Consider the following 14,016-nt stretch of genomic DNA (forward strand, 5'->3'; position numbering starts at 1 on the left):
TTATCACCCCTCCAACATCGTAGTTTCCATTCCATCATCCATAGGAATTATGTATTCTTGTTCAATGTTCAAAGTAGGTTCATCTACCAGAATAATTGAAATCATATCATGGATTGTTATCGTACTTAATTTTCTTTTGGCAGATTCAAACTCCTCTTTATTTGTCATCAATAGACTCATTTTAATCCCTGCATCTCTTAAGGAATTTATATAACAACATCCAAAAATCCACGACATCTTATGCATAATTGGTCTGTGATTTCCAATATAAACATCAAATGCCCATTTTTTTATTCCATATGATTTTAATCTATCCGTTACCAGAACAAAATCAGCCTTATATTTCAATTCATCTGTTTTATAAACAAGATCATTATATTTAAATTCTTGTACAACATTTCCTTGTTCATATAACTTATTCATTATAAGCATTCTCATCGTAGCAACAGAATATGGTATATTTTTATCAAGTTCTAATCTATTAGATAAACCATTACTATTACGTTGCATATGATCTCTGTCAACTAAACTATCATATGCCATAATAAATTTATCCAATCCGTGAGCATCTAATAACATATCTAATGTTACTTCACTATCAATATCTGCATTTTCTGCAATGGCTTTTATTAACTTATCAGAGTTAGGGGTTGTATTTTTTTTATTAATTATCCTTGATATTGTCGAAGGGCTCACTCCACATTCTTTTGCAAATTCATTTATTGAACGTTTGCTTCCTTTTGCTTTAAATGTCAAGTAAGATAAGTACTCTATATTCGGCTCCCTTATTCTACAATAACCTGGAAATACATTAGAAAATTTCATATTCAACCTCCTTTTATTTATATATATCACTTTTATTGCGCAATGTCAACATCACGCAACACTTTATTTTTCACGCAATACATTATTTAAATACTTTTATCAATTCATTTATTGCATTAATCTGCTCCACTGAATATTGAGTATCTCTTTTAAAAAATAAATAATCTACAGAACAATTTAATATCTGTGCAATAATATATAATTGTGGAATTGTGCAATTAGCTCTACCATTTTCAATTCGTGACATTTGATTTTTCGTTATTCCCAATTCAGTTGCTAAATCTATACTTTTCAATCCTTCTTTAATTCTCATTTTCTGTATTCTCTGACCGATTTCAAACTGCACATTCTTATCATATTCTCTAATTTCCGTATTCATATCTTCCGTCCTTTCAAACTTGCTCCGAACTAACTCGTTTGAGGAACAGATAAAACTCCCTAAATATGTAATTTTCAGCAAATAAAAAAGGACACATGAAAAACATTCCCAGTCCTCAAACTGGTTTCTAATTTTTCATGCGTCCTTAGGATGGCACCTTTGCGTATCATCAGCTTACGCTTATTGCAGGTGTCTCCCATATCATGATGACCACTAATTTAATTGTCTTGTCCTGTTGCGGTCAAATATCTGCCGCAACATCTGATGTCTGACTGTATGTATCAGATATAATACTTATCCTGTTCTACCTTATCCAGCAGCTCACCTTCCTTGAAATTCTTCAAGGTCATTACTCTACCACAATGGTGACATTTCATCATAACTCTCGGCAGTACCGGATAATTTCTGTTACCTGTAACCATGTATGAAACTTTCATACTCTTCTTGCACTTCTTACAATAAAAATCTATAACTTTTAACTCTTTTTTCAATTCAGTTCGCTCCTTATTCATACAAAATCATCAATCTACAATTCTGTACTCGTAAAGGAAAGGGAAATCACCTTTGCAAGCCTTTTGCCGGGAGTTCCGATGAATGTCTGCACATTCCCCGGCTTTGCTGATCTAAAGCCAACTGATATGAATTGTGCTGTCAGCACATAATCACATCAGGCTCCGGCTCTTTCCATAAACCACATATTGTTATCTTCATAGAAAAGGAATATTTCCTTTCCATCTACCACACAGGTATAACGCTCTCCAACTCCACCAGCCCTTGTACTGGCTGCTCTGCGCTTGTCTTTTACTCGTGTAATCTCATACTTTCTGCCATCTTCCCATGTTATCTCTTTTGGAATGAGCAGTCCGTCCCTTGAAAATTCTGCAAGTACATCAACATATACCTTATTGCTCAATGTAATCACCTTCCTTACAAGATTGCTATTGCTCTGGAAGCATCCATCTTCCTTGCTATATAGCCTTTTTCTTCTAATATTTTCAGATGTGCATAAACACTTGAAGTCGATGCCACCCCTACCATCTTGCATATCTCCCTGATAGTAGGAGCATAACCATTCACACGCTGATATTGCATAATGCTTTCATACACATTCTGCTGCTTCTCCGTCAATGGTGCTCTGTCTACCAGATCAATTCTTGCTGCTTCGCTCATGTTCCGCCTCCCTCTTTATCCAAAATACCCATGTGGATGTACTGTGTGTTCTTCTTTTGCATTGACTGCCGATAGAATCCTGTCCCGGTACATGAGCCCCCTCTGGATACTGTAAAATCCAAATCTTCTGCGTATCTCATCCACCGCTGAATCCATCTTCATCTGCTTTTCACGCTTCTCCACACTTGAGAACAAATCAATCTGTTCCCAATAATTATCTGTTACTAAGTCTGCACCTCGGACACCAACACTGCGGATTGGTTTGCTCCAGTTATAGTTTTCCTTAAATATCTGATAAGCATATGCAGCTATCTCTCCGGTGATATTAGTTGCATGGTCAATCTTTTTCTGACGGGTAAAAGAGAATAACTCATTATCCCTGACACTTATCTCAACCACTCTGCACCGGAATCCATTCTCACGAAGTCTTGCCGCAACACTCTCAGCCAGAATATAAAGAACAATCTTTACATCCTCATCGCATACTAAATCCTTTGGTGTCGTTGTGCTGTTTCCCACCGATTTGATTGGAGCGTGGGTATTCTCTAGCTTGACAGGTGAATCATCATAGCCATTCGCAAATGACCATAAGATACTGCCCATCTTTCCAAGGTGACTGTTAAGCACATCTTCATCTGCTCTTGCAAGATCACCTATGGTTTTAATACCAAATAATGCAAGCTTTCTGTTCGTACTTTTGCCAACGTATAGAAGATCTGCCACCGGAAGTGACCATGCCTTCTGCTTAAACTCACTCTTATACATAGTTGTGATTGCATCAGGTTTCTTATAGTCTGAACCAAGCTTTGCAAATATCTTATTGAAAGAAACACCAACACTTACTGTGATGCCAAGCTCTGACTTCATTCTCCTGCTGATTTCCTGTGCAATGAGCAATCCATCCCCTTTAAGGGAGCTGCTCCCTGTCACATCAAGCCAGCACTCATCAATTCCATATGGCTCCTGCCTGTCCGTATATTCTGCATATATCTCATGTGCCATTCTTGAGAATCGAAGATATAAGTCCATTCTTGGTGAAACAAACGTTATGTCAGGACAGACCTGCTTTGCCTGCCAGAGTGCCATTCCTGTTTTCACACCGTACTTCTTGGCAATATAGTCGGCTGTTAAGACAATCCCATGTCTTGCCTCCGGGTCACCGCCTACTGCCAGTGGCTTTCCTGCAAGCTCCGGATGATGCAGATGCTCAATCGAAGCATAGCAACAGTTGATATCTGAATGAAGTATTACCCTGTCTCCCATCTGCATAACCTCCTGCTGCATTTAATCTGTCACTACCATAACCTTTAGTCCAAGTATATGAGTAATGTTCCTTACAGGGCATAGTATAACCCCAAGAATAATCGACTGTCAACGGACACATGTGTCCTTTTTCTCATTATATTGGATTTTTAACTTGAATAATTGGCACTATTGCTATATACTATGGAGTGAAAAGAGACATTTGAAATCAACAAAATGAAAGAAAAGAGGCGTATGTATGTACTCAATCGGAGAAATCATTTCAACATATAGAAAAAAGAAAGGCTTGCTCCAACAGGATCTCGCTGATGAACTGGCAAAGGAAGGCATTACCATTTCCTATAAAGCCATATCCAACTGGGAGAGAAATCTTGCTGAACCAAGCGTTACCATATTTTACAAAGTGTGTAGAATCCTTGGTATTACTAACATGTATGAGGCATATTTTGGAGTAAATCCTGCCGATCCTTTCTCATCACTAACTGATGAAGGCAGGGAAAAAGCTATGGATTATATCAATCTGCTCCACGCATCCGGAATGTATGAAAAGCAGACTGCTAAGATAATTCCATTCCGTAGCATTGATATTTTTGAAAATGCTGTATCAGCCGGAACCGGTAACTTCCTTGTAGATGGACCGAAAGAGACTGTACGCATAGATGAATCTATCCTGCCAGAAGATACTACTTTCGGTGTCCGTATTAGTGGTGACAGTATGGAACCAGAATTCCACGATGGTCAGATTGCATGGATATTACAGCAGGAATCTGTTGCTAATGGAGAAATCGGCATCTTCGCTCTAAACGGAGAAGCCTATATTAAGAAATTACAAAACGATAAAGAAGGAATTTTCCTTATCTCACTCAATGAAAAGTATGCACCTATCAAGGTTAGTGAAAATGACCGCTTAGACATATTTGGAAAAGTTCTTGGAAAATCTGATGCTTGTGCTATTACAGGACATTGCCGATAAAATTGCAAGTCATTTTTATCGGACACATTATTTTGCATAATTGACAATAAGAAAATATCTATAGAACTGAAAGAAGGGATTTTTATGGCGGTTACCAATAATATAAGAGAAATACGTGAACAGCGAGGCATTTACCAGGATGACCTTGCCGCTGCTATTGGATACAGCACCAAAACTGTCGGCAGGATAGAGCGTGGGGACAGCACCCCATCTGCCGAATTTATGCTGCGGATATCAAAGTACTTTAATATGCTGGTGGAAGATGTATTCCATGTGGAAGATTGAGTCGGAGCAGCAATCCGGTTCACCTTCTATTTTGGACAGCTTTTCATGTCCTTATCAACAACTATAGTTTTTTTGATAAATGCTTGACTGTAAACCTTGTTTATAGCTTATTATTAAGTAAAATAGAGTTGCTCGAAAGGAGGGCATAATATGACTATAAAAGACGTAGAAGAGCGAACAGGTTTATCCCGTTCTAATATCCGTTTTTATGAAAAGGAAAAACTTATTGAGCCTTCGAGAAATGAAAGTAATGGTTATAGAGATTATTCTAAAAATGATGTGGAAAATATAAAGAAGATTGCATATCTACGTACATTGGGAATTTCTATTGAAGATATACGAAATATTATATCCGAAAAAGTAACATTGCAGGAAATGCTTGAGAAGCAAAAGGAAGTATTAAAAAATCAGATTACTGATTTGAATAAGGCGAAACTCATGTGCGAAAAAATGCTGGATGAAGGAAGTATTAGTTATGAAAAATTACAGGTAGAACAGTATGTAACAGATTTTCATGACTATTGGAAAGATAATCGAACTGTTTTCAAACTGGATTCAGTCAGCTTTTTGTATATATGGGGAAGTATGCTTACCTGGACTATGATTACCGCACTATGCTTGATTATTGGGGCTTTGTCTTATTCTAAGTTGCCGACAGAAATTCCAGTACAATGGAGTAAAGGAGTGGCAACATCCCTAGTTAATAAAAACTGGATTTTTATTTGTCCTGTTATATGTATCATAATCCGTTATTTATTAAAACCTTTTATCTATGCGAAATTGCAGATGAACAATTATTATGGAGAAATTATAACAGAGTATTTGACAAATTATATATGTTTTATTGTGTTGTCAGTGGAAATCTTCTCCATACTTTTTACTTTCGGAGTGGTAAAAAGTGTTGTTGTACTGTTATTTGTGGACACGGCAATTTTTATTGGATTGTTAGTAGTTGGTTTGGTAAAAATGGATTTGAGAGGGAAAGAAGTTTTATGATTCAAATTTTATATTTCAGAAATAACAATAAGATACTATTTTTCCCACGCCTACTATGAGAACGGCGGCTATGAGATAGAAATTGCATATACCGGCGAATAAAAGAACCGCTGTTGCATGGTTTATTGGCTCTTCCATGTAGCAGCGGTTTATACTATGGGTTATTCAGTTAAATTTTCAGAAGGGACAATTAGAATTTTCTTTTCTATGCATTACTTATTGTATCTGTTTGTAAAATAAATATATGCATCCTCCAATGTTGCCGGAACTGACATACACTCCAATTCTGGCTGTATTTCAGAAATCACTCTTAATTGTAATCCTCCCTCAACGTATTGTTTTGATGTAATGCGATATTTACGTTCCACTTCTCTCGCTTTTTCCTCATCTGGTACTTTGCAAACCCATATTTTTCCCTGTGCTTCTTCAGTCAAATTCTTCATAGACCCAGCATATAAAAAACTGCCTTTGTGCATAATTGCAAGTTGGTTACAGGTCGCAGCTAAATCTTCTACCACATGAGTTGAAAACAAAACTGTTCTGTTCTCAGAAAAATCTACTAATAAATTTCGGATACGAATACGTTCTTCTGGATCTAATCCGGTAGTCGGTTCATCTACAATTAGAAATTCTGGTTCATTCAAAAGTGCCTGCACCAATCCAACCCGCCTTTTCATACCGCCTGATAATTGTTTCATTTTTTTCTTTCGATGTTCTATGAGACTGGTCTTTTTCAAATAATATTCTATCCGCTTTCTACATTCTGCTTTCGGGACACCTGCCAGATCTCCCATATATTCCAAACACTCCTGAACCGTCAAATTAGGATATAGTTCAATTTCCTGTGGCAGATACCCTATCTTTCTTTGGATTTTTTCATAGTTTCCTTCGCTATACAAAATTCCGTCTAATGTAACCATTCCGCTTGTGGGTTTCAGCACAGTAGTTAAAACCCTCATCAATGTTGTCTTTCCCGCTCCATTTTCTCCCAATAGTCCAAATATCCCATTTGATATATCTAAATCTGCATGGTCGATCGCTGTGACACCATTCTTAAATCTTACTGTTAAATCCTCAATATGAATACTCATAAATTTACCCTCTCTTTCTTACGATCTTCGGCAATGCCAGTAACAAAATCAGTCCGATACAAATACACAAGCCTTTTCCATACAGCCATGTAATATCAGTAGCATTTTCTATATCTCTAAAAGAATAAGAAAATACATTCCATGCACCTAAAAACTTGTCCGCTCCTGATGAATTTGTTGCTACCCATATCAAAAGACAACTTCCAATTCCCATCCACATATTGCGAAAAAGCATAGACAATGTATTAGCCAATATTCCCCAAAAGAAAATGGTTACTACAATCGCCCCAAAATATGCAATAAACTGAAGTATTTCACTTTCTGTTACTGGATGTGTAACTGGTTTCTGAAACGCAAAAAACAATCCATATCCAAGAACAGCGAGCAGCAGCAAAAAAGTTCCCTGTATCATCAGTCTCTGTATAATAGAATAAATTCTCTTTTTTATCTGATACAACCTCTGAACTTCGGAACGGTTGCTTGTAATTTCCTGAACATAAGTATCTGCACAAAAAACAGCGATCAATATTGCAAATGGTCCCTCTATGGAAAGCCCTATCTCATTTGTAAATACTACTCCACGTATCAAACTCAAAATTACAACAAAAGCGAACGCATAAACCATCTTATAAACTGGCAAAATAATCTTCATTTCCTTCTTCATTCACATCCGCCTCCTCTTCCAAATCTGCATCGTAATCAAAATAATTGCTACAGATGCTAAAATAAGAAAACTCTGATTTAAAAGTGCCATTGGCGGCGGTGCCGTATCAAAAAACTGTCCGGGAAATCGAACCATAATTGCGAAAGGTCTTCCCACATATCCGTAAACTCCTTCCGCATTTCTTCCCCCCATATTGGAATACACCATATAAAGAATCAGAAGTGGCACTCCCGGAAGTGGATTTTTAAATATAAGTGCAATCAAAGCATACATACTCACAATCATTAGCATATTTGGCAGTATATAAAGTATGGTAGATATTATAAAATTTGACAGATGTATTTCAAATCCACTATCTCTTGTATAAAGAATACATAATATCCAAAACAGTAGGTTTAAAACTGCTAAAACAAATGTACAAGTAAGAAATCCAGCGCTTACTTTTCCAAGCACATATTTTCCTGCACTAATTGGTTTTGTATGGAGTAATTCATAAGTATGCCTTTTTGTATCTTGTAAAAACAAAACGGAAAACATTATCGTTGCAAAAAATCCCATATACAGACCTGTAAAATCAGCAAATTTCCTTGCGTAATAATATGAAAATGGTTTCTTTTCCATTTTCTGATCTAAATACGAATTGATTTCTTCTGCCGTCCCCTTAAAGTAAGAGGTATCTTCATATAAATACCTCGCTCCGTACCATTCATATTTTTCGTTAAGATAATCATATGCTTCTTCTAATTCCATATTCTCTATTTTTCCGATAACTTTTTGCACCTCTGCATCGGTTTCTCCATCTTCAAGCAGGGCTTGTTTTAACTGTTCATGCCATAATTCCCGGTGTTTCTTCGGATCTGCCGGTATATACCCTTCATACACTTCACCCTCATCAGAAATAGCTGGCTTATCATTGGCGATTTTCTCCCCTTCTGCAAGATAACGTGTATGCAGATAAGGACTTGTATCGCTAAAAACTCCATAAATGACCAACAAAACACCAATCCAAAATAATGGTCGCTTAAAATAGTTTTTTATCTCCCTCCTAATAATTGCAATCATACGTTTGCCTCCTTTCCTTCGTTATAGACATCATAAAATATAAATCACAACAAAAAGACAACAGCGTAAAAAAAATCGGACTGCTCATGCAATCCGATGAAATACTGCTGTTATTACAGCTCCACTCAGTTTTTCGTTTTCTATAAGCAACTGTCCGCCATGCTTTTCACAATACAATCTGCTGATATACATACCCATTCCTGAGTGTTTTAAACTATCTTTCACATTTTGCTGATAAAAAAGTTCTGTTGCCTTTTGCTTGTCTACTGTAAATCCCACTCCATCATCTTTTATTCTGATTTGTAATTCAGAACTGGTAAGAAACACTTCCATTTCCACTTTTGTCTTGGCATAACGAAAGGCATTTGACAAAAGGTTTTCTATAACCTCTAAAATCACTTCCTTATCTCCTGAAAATTTTTCTGCTGTTTCCGAACATTTTAATTCATACAGTTTTCCAAATTTTTTCTCAAACACATTCATCTCTGCCCGTATGTCTATTTCCAACTGCTTGCTTGTAATTTCTTCTGCCACCAACTCCCTTGCATCTAAACTGCTCATCTTCCGCATTGTTTCCACAAATATATCCATACGTTCAATCTGTTTTTTGCTTTCATTTACCATTTCTAAGGCTTGTTCCATATTTATCTCTTTTTTAGGGAGATATTCTGAAAGCATTTCCTGATACCCCTCAAGCACAGATAGCGGAGAACGTATATCATGCGCAATGGCAGCCCGCAAAGCCTTTTCTTCCTCAAGCATTTTCCATAACTGTTGATTATTTTCTGCAAGTTGTCCTCTCATTCGTTCAAACTCTCTGCACAATCTGCCCATTTCATCTTCATTTTCATAAGTGATATGGAAGTCTAAATTATTTCGACCAACTTGCTGGGAAGCCAGTTCTAATTCTTCAATAGGACACTTCAATTTATGCTTATAAAAAAGAAATACCGCTATAATACTCCCTGCAACAGATACGATAAGCACTGTAAATGTCTGAAGAAAATCACATATTTCCGATACATGATAATCAAATTCTTTCATTTCATAAGAATGTGGTCTCGGAACATCTGGCAAATACCTTCTACCATCCCCTTCAGCCATTTCAAAATATTCTTCCTGGTCTACATACTTCCACCAAATGTTGTTTTGTACTGTGGTTGCTATTCGCATAATTAGTGCTGAAAGATAAAAACTAATTATTAAACTAATTATCATATACAAAACAATGGTTTTCCTTAACGAAAGATTTTTTATTTTGCCCATTTATATCCCATCCCCCATACAGTTTCAATATATTCGTGTTCCGAATACATTTTCATTTTCTTGCGGATTCTGCGAATCAACTCTGTAACCACCCGGCTGTCCCCTTCTGCATCATATCCTCCAATCTTTTCATAGATTCGTTCTTTATCAAACACAATTTCAGGGTTCATAGACAAAAATTCTATAATGTCATACTCTAATTTCGTAAGATCTAAAGTTTTCTCTTTCATATGTACACATTTGCTGGCATAGTCAATTACTAAATCCCCATAAAACCGTTGTTCTGTTTTCCTATGTAAGCGTTCCTCACGTTTCAAATGGGCAATAATTCTGGCATCGAGTTCTTTCAAACTAAATGGTTTCAAAACATAATCATCTCCGCCAGACAGTAATCCCATTACCCGATCCTGTTCTTCTACCTTTGCAGTCAAAAAGATAATCGGACAGGAAACCCTGTCTCGGATTCTTCTGCATACTTCAATCCCATCCATTCCCGGCATATTCACATCCAATAGAATAATATCAGGGTTTGCACTTATCTTTTCCATTGCTTCTATGCCATTTTCTGCAATCATTACTGTATAATTCTTCAATGTAAAGTATTGATTCAGCATTTTTAGCAATTCTCTATCATCATCAACCATTAAAATTTTATATTGCATTATATTTATGTCACTCCTTAAAGTATAAATGCTTTTGAAGATTATCTTTGATTCATTATGCACTATCTAGTATCCCATAATCGGGACTTTTAACTCAACTTTTCAATTATTTTACTTTACTAACGCCGATAAACATTATTATGAATTTCCAATAACTGCTTCAACACATCCTCTATTATCTCATTATTTTCGGTATATAAAATGTTCTCTTTCTCGTTCAAAGTATTTTCCATGATCTCGATATTGCTATCTTTATCAAAGCAACCTTTTATGCTTCTAAAATGATTAAATTCAATAGCAAAATCCTTGCCATCATAAATAGAAATACTAATCTCTATATCTTCAATCATAAAATCGGCATAACTGTTTTTTACATGAAAGTCTTTCTTTAAGAACGGGAGTTTTTGGTTTGGCAGTCGATACCGAACATTGTCTTTTTCTAATTCATAAAGTTCTCCTTTTATGAATCCCAATTTCTCCGCATTCATTTCATCTGTAAAAGCTGACCATCTATCTTTTTATGTATTTTTGTCTTTTTACTTTTTGCCAAATTTCTCCCACCTTTATATAATTAATAACTTTTGCTAGTATAGCGCATGTTTCGCATTTATCTTTTCACATTATAACATCTATCAAATTGATCCGCACTAAAAAAGGACGCAGAATCTCTCCCACGTCCTCTAAACTATCTGGCTTTATCTTCTCTTACCTTTGATACATCATTGTGTGCCGCTTCCTGCTTCACATCATCCACACCTCTTGCCTCAAATGCATCTGCATTATACTGATACTCCTGTGGCTCAGCGACCATTGGTGAATATACAATCTCTGCTTCCACTCGCTTAGCTTCTGCCATCTCCGGTTCTGTCTGTTCCTGCTTTTTCTCATTCTCCGTATGCTTTTCCTTATCTATCTGCACATTCATAGCCAGATTATCCAGCTTGTCAATAGATGCATCCAGATGAAGCTCCATTGATACAAGCATCTTTTTCACCGCTTTCATAGGTGCAAGCACCGCCTTTGTAATGGGATGTTTCTGCTCTTTCTGTGAGTAATCCACCTCCGGCTTGTCAGCAAAAGTACGGAATGCATTGGCTGCTGTCTGCCCTGCTTCACGAAATCCTTTTGCAAGAAGTGCTGTCTTTGCTATATCCTTATCCGTGGTCTTGATTGCACCTCTTACATTTTCCCGGATATCAAGAAGTTTTTTCTTAATTCCTAAGAACTCCGATACCCGATAAAGTGCAGCTCTGCCTTTTGCTTTTGCTTCTGCAACTATGCTTTTGGCTGTAGATTCGACCTGTGCTTTCACTGCATACACCTGTGACTTTATCTGCTCACATCTGGTATTTAGTCGCTCCTGTGCTTCTGACAATGCTTTTTTAGCATTATTGACAAGTGTATCTTCCTGCATTTCTTTGATCTGGTTCTGCATATTGGTAAGTTCTTCCGTCATGGAATCAATCTTTTTCTCCAGTCCATCCACATAGCTGCATATCTCAAATACATCGTTTGCCTGCTCTTTCATGGCATTTTTCTTTAATAATTCGAGAAGTTCCCTTATAACCTCCTCATTGGTAAGTGTTTTTCCTGCTTCCATATCCATTCTGTTTCCTCCATTCTGTAAATGGGGCAGCCTTGGCCGCCCCTGTACCTTGATTACTAATTATCGAAAGGGTGTTGCCTCTTTGTCCTTTTCTTTATCGGGATTGCCATGATGTTTCTCTGCACTCTCCCTCGCCTTTTCGTTGCTCTTATCCTTTGCTTTCTCATATTCCGAGATAATCTCATTATAGAGTTTTTCCCTGAAATCCTTTGTGACCGGATAGCAGACATCCTGATAGATTGGCTTGCCCTGCTCGTCCACCTGCTTTGTCTTATAAGAAGGCATTGATACAAAGATTTTCTCTTTTCCCTGCACGATATTGATATTATTTACAATGAAACTGTTTTCAAAGTAAATGCGGGCAAGTCCTTTGATGTTACTGCCTTCCCTCTCATAAGGTGTCACAGTTACGGAAAACTCAGGCATTTCCTGTGTTCTGTCCTGCTTCTGTGTCTCCTCTTTCTCCGGTTCTTTGATTCTTGCATAGGCATCAAGGATATTAGTATAGAGTTCCTCTCGAAACTCTGCTGTGATAGGATTGCACACATCCTTATAGATCACGCCATTGCTTTCATCACGCTCATTGGAGCGGTATCTAGGCATTGATACGAAAAGTTCTCCCTTGTCCTTATTCTCAAGGATTGCAATATTGGTAATCTTAAATGAATCACCGAATACCACTGTTGCAAATCCTTTGATATTGCTGCCCTCTTTTGCTCTTACTTCGTTTACTTTAATTGAATACTTCATATGCTATTCCTCGCTTTCTTTTTGTTCTTTGTTTTGCTCCGGTATGATAAGCTCACACCAAAGCTGTTCTATCTGTTCACAAGACAATCTGCCATTAAGCCAGTTGCCAAGTGTAACGACCATTCCGTCCTGCTCGTAATAGAGCCACTCCTGTGTTTCAATGTTCCCCTCATACACGATAGTCACATCAAAATCAGGCATAAATAATCCTTCCTCTGCATCCCATACACAGGCTATCCCCTGTCTGAGTGTCAGATTCAGACTTTCGACATACACAGACCAGCCGCTTACAACTATCTGAAAGTCATCATTAATCTCTGCAATATCATCCTCGATGTCAATTAACTCTTCCATTTCCGATACTGCCTCTTCTATCTCAGCTAACCGGTATCTCTTATTCATCCATAACCGCCTCCTTATAAATGCACCTGACCACAAAACGCATGGTTCCTTTCTGGGAACAGGTAAAAAGAGTTAATTCTTTTTCATCTCCCTGTGTCTTGATGCTGTTATCATACGGATTTACTACCTCTGTCTCTGTTACCTCATAGATATGCTCCTGTCCCTTTTTGTCGGTTATCATCACTTCATCACCTATGGATATCTGACTTAGTGGTGTAAAAAATGTGCCATATCTGCTGCCATTGTGACCGCACAATACACAGTTGCCACTCTCACCGATTCCTGCAGTCTCTTCTATATGACCAATCCCTGCATTAAGCACTTTACTTGTGGTTCCTTCCATTACCGGATACCTGATATCTAACCCCGGTATCTCAATGATGCCGATAACACCGCCTTCTTTAAGAATGGCTTCATCCTCTTCACTAATGGAGGTTTGCTCTTCCTCCACATCTGTTTCTTCATCGTAATCATCCTCCAATGTCTGCTCAAATTCACTTATGAGCTGTTCTGTCTGTTTTTCTCCTGTTGCCCGCCAGAAAAAAGGGACTGCCATAATGGCAATCCCTGCTGTAATCAGTAGTCCTGCGACCACTTTTCTTATGCTCATATTATTCACTCT

The 14,016-nt window shown here is 37.3% G+C and carries 19 protein-coding genes; 3 read left to right on the forward strand and 16 right to left on the reverse strand.

From position 1 onward, the window contains the following. Positions 1 to 3 precede the first annotated feature (3 nt). The 6 genes from DWW68_RS07055 to dinB form a co-directional block, all read right to left on the reverse strand. Entirely contained in the window at positions 4 to 825 is an 822-nt protein-coding gene (locus DWW68_RS07055) for a helix-turn-helix transcriptional regulator (RefSeq protein ID WP_118589282.1), read from the reverse strand. Positions 826 to 907: 82 nt separating this feature from the next. Next, entirely contained in the window at positions 908 to 1,204 is a 297-nt protein-coding gene (locus DWW68_RS07060) for a helix-turn-helix transcriptional regulator (RefSeq protein ID WP_118589281.1), read from the reverse strand. A 281-nt stretch (positions 1,205 to 1,485) separates the two neighbouring features. Beyond that, entirely contained in the window at positions 1,486 to 1,695 is a 210-nt protein-coding gene (locus tag DWW68_RS07065; protein ID WP_118589280.1) for a hypothetical protein, read from the reverse strand. A 176-nt stretch (positions 1,696 to 1,871) separates the two neighbouring features. Beyond that, positions 1,872 to 2,126 carry a hypothetical protein gene (locus DWW68_RS07070; protein WP_077326113.1) on the reverse strand — a complete coding sequence of 85 codons (255 nt, stop codon included), beginning with the start codon at positions 2,124 to 2,126 and terminating at the stop codon, positions 1,872 to 1,874. A 5-nt stretch (positions 2,127 to 2,131) separates the two neighbouring features. Then, positions 2,132 to 2,374, reverse strand: coding sequence for a DNA-binding protein (locus DWW68_RS07075; RefSeq protein ID WP_004611567.1), 243 nt, complete (start codon positions 2,372 to 2,374; stop codon positions 2,132 to 2,134). A gap of 15 nt (positions 2,375 to 2,389) precedes the next feature. Continuing rightward, a complete protein-coding gene (gene dinB / locus DWW68_RS07080) occupies positions 2,390 to 3,637 on the reverse strand; it encodes a DNA polymerase IV (protein WP_118589279.1) in 1,248 nt (415 codons plus the stop codon). 238 nt (positions 3,638 to 3,875) lie between these two features. On the opposite strand from dinB, the gene DWW68_RS07085 reads away from it, so the two are divergent. From DWW68_RS07085 to DWW68_RS07095, 3 genes are all read left to right on the forward strand, one after another. Then, entirely contained in the window at positions 3,876 to 4,610 is a 735-nt protein-coding gene (locus DWW68_RS07085) for an XRE family transcriptional regulator (protein ID WP_117482444.1), read from the forward strand. An 84-nt stretch (positions 4,611 to 4,694) separates the two neighbouring features. Beyond that, complete coding sequence (locus tag DWW68_RS07090) at positions 4,695 to 4,895, forward strand: helix-turn-helix transcriptional regulator (protein WP_004611564.1); 201 nt, start codon at positions 4,695 to 4,697, stop codon at positions 4,893 to 4,895. Positions 4,896 to 5,045: 150 nt separating this feature from the next. Next, complete coding sequence (locus DWW68_RS07095; protein WP_117715639.1) at positions 5,046 to 5,891, forward strand: MerR family transcriptional regulator; 846 nt, start codon at positions 5,046 to 5,048, stop codon at positions 5,889 to 5,891. Between the two features lie 212 nt (positions 5,892 to 6,103). Here the strand turns inward: DWW68_RS07095 and DWW68_RS07100 are convergent, their stop codons facing one another. The 10 genes from DWW68_RS07100 to DWW68_RS07145 form a co-directional block, all read right to left on the reverse strand. Then, a complete protein-coding gene (locus DWW68_RS07100; RefSeq protein WP_117715640.1) occupies positions 6,104 to 6,982 on the reverse strand; it encodes an ABC transporter ATP-binding protein in 879 nt (292 codons plus the stop codon). Positions 6,983 to 6,986: 4 nt separating this feature from the next. Continuing rightward, on the reverse strand, positions 6,987 to 7,646 hold the full coding sequence (locus tag DWW68_RS07105) for a hypothetical protein (protein ID WP_117715641.1): 660 nt from the start codon (positions 7,644 to 7,646) through the stop codon (positions 6,987 to 6,989). Then, complete coding sequence (locus tag DWW68_RS07110) at positions 7,647 to 8,708, reverse strand: ABC transporter permease subunit (RefSeq protein ID WP_117715642.1); 1,062 nt, start codon at positions 8,706 to 8,708, stop codon at positions 7,647 to 7,649. An 84-nt stretch (positions 8,709 to 8,792) separates the two neighbouring features. After that, entirely contained in the window at positions 8,793 to 9,974 is a 1,182-nt protein-coding gene (locus DWW68_RS07115) for a HAMP domain-containing sensor histidine kinase (RefSeq protein WP_117998363.1), read from the reverse strand. Continuing rightward, positions 9,962 to 10,636, reverse strand: coding sequence for a response regulator transcription factor (locus tag DWW68_RS07120; RefSeq protein ID WP_118589278.1), 675 nt, complete (start codon positions 10,634 to 10,636; stop codon positions 9,962 to 9,964). The genes DWW68_RS07115 and DWW68_RS07120 overlap by 13 nt, the downstream gene beginning before the upstream one ends. Positions 10,637 to 10,755: 119 nt before the next feature. Then, a complete protein-coding gene (locus tag DWW68_RS07125) occupies positions 10,756 to 11,124 on the reverse strand; it encodes a hypothetical protein (RefSeq protein ID WP_117715645.1) in 369 nt (122 codons plus the stop codon). A gap of 197 nt (positions 11,125 to 11,321) precedes the next feature. Next, a complete protein-coding gene (locus DWW68_RS07130; protein ID WP_117998360.1) occupies positions 11,322 to 12,242 on the reverse strand; it encodes a DUF6674 family protein in 921 nt (306 codons plus the stop codon). 60 nt (positions 12,243 to 12,302) lie between these two features. After that, positions 12,303 to 12,992, reverse strand: coding sequence for a SpoVG family protein (locus DWW68_RS07135; RefSeq protein ID WP_015516986.1), 690 nt, complete (start codon positions 12,990 to 12,992; stop codon positions 12,303 to 12,305). A gap of 3 nt (positions 12,993 to 12,995) precedes the next feature. Further along, a complete protein-coding gene (locus tag DWW68_RS07140) occupies positions 12,996 to 13,394 on the reverse strand; it encodes a hypothetical protein (RefSeq protein ID WP_117690985.1) in 399 nt (132 codons plus the stop codon). After that, positions 13,387 to 14,004, reverse strand: a complete 618-nt coding sequence (locus DWW68_RS07145; protein ID WP_008395323.1) for a class D sortase — start codon at positions 14,002 to 14,004, stop codon at positions 13,387 to 13,389. Before DWW68_RS07145 ends, DWW68_RS07140 begins: the two co-directional genes overlap by 8 nt. Positions 14,005 to 14,016: the final 12 nt, after the last annotated feature.

The organism is Eubacterium sp. AF16-48 (genome assembly GCF_003479405.1).
In the GTDB taxonomy this organism is placed as follows: domain Bacteria; phylum Bacillota; class Clostridia; order Lachnospirales; family Lachnospiraceae; genus Eubacterium_G; species Eubacterium_G segne.

Coding starts and splice junctions, on each gene's coding strand:
- DWW68_RS07105 (WP_117715641.1), bottom strand. CDS start 7,646: ATGAAGAAGGAAATGAAGATTATTTTGCCAGTTTATAAGATGGTTTAT.
- DWW68_RS07100 (WP_117715640.1), bottom strand. CDS start 6,982: ATGAGTATTCATATTGAGGATTTAACAGTAAGATTTAAGAATGGTGTC.
- DWW68_RS07120 (WP_118589278.1), bottom strand. CDS start 10,636: ATGCAATATAAAATTTTAATGGTTGATGATGATAGAGAATTGCTAAAA.
- DWW68_RS07095 (WP_117715639.1), top strand. CDS start 5,046: ATGACTATAAAAGACGTAGAAGAGCGAACAGGTTTATCCCGTTCTAAT.
- DWW68_RS07060 (WP_118589281.1), bottom strand. CDS start 1,204: ATGAATACGGAAATTAGAGAATATGATAAGAATGTGCAGTTTGAAATC.
- DWW68_RS07125 (WP_117715645.1), bottom strand. CDS start 11,124: ATGAATGCGGAGAAATTGGGATTCATAAAAGGAGAACTTTATGAATTA.
- DWW68_RS07145 (WP_008395323.1), bottom strand. CDS start 14,004: ATGAGCATAAGAAAAGTGGTCGCAGGACTACTGATTACAGCAGGGATT.
- DWW68_RS07085 (WP_117482444.1), top strand. CDS start 3,876: ATGTACTCAATCGGAGAAATCATTTCAACATATAGAAAAAAGAAAGGC.
- DWW68_RS07110 (WP_117715642.1), bottom strand. CDS start 8,708: ATGATTGCAATTATTAGGAGGGAGATAAAAAACTATTTTAAGCGACCA.
- DWW68_RS07090 (WP_004611564.1), top strand. CDS start 4,695: ATGGCGGTTACCAATAATATAAGAGAAATACGTGAACAGCGAGGCATT.
- DWW68_RS07130 (WP_117998360.1), bottom strand. CDS start 12,242: ATGGATATGGAAGCAGGAAAAACACTTACCAATGAGGAGGTTATAAGG.
- dinB (WP_118589279.1), bottom strand. CDS start 3,637: ATGGGAGACAGGGTAATACTTCATTCAGATATCAACTGTTGCTATGCT.
- DWW68_RS07140 (WP_117690985.1), bottom strand. CDS start 13,394: ATGAATAAGAGATACCGGTTAGCTGAGATAGAAGAGGCAGTATCGGAA.
- DWW68_RS07115 (WP_117998363.1), bottom strand. CDS start 9,974: ATGGGCAAAATAAAAAATCTTTCGTTAAGGAAAACCATTGTTTTGTAT.
- DWW68_RS07055 (WP_118589282.1), bottom strand. CDS start 825: ATGAAATTTTCTAATGTATTTCCAGGTTATTGTAGAATAAGGGAGCCG.
- DWW68_RS07135 (WP_015516986.1), bottom strand. CDS start 12,992: ATGAAGTATTCAATTAAAGTAAACGAAGTAAGAGCAAAAGAGGGCAGC.
- DWW68_RS07075 (WP_004611567.1), bottom strand. CDS start 2,374: ATGAGCGAAGCAGCAAGAATTGATCTGGTAGACAGAGCACCATTGACG.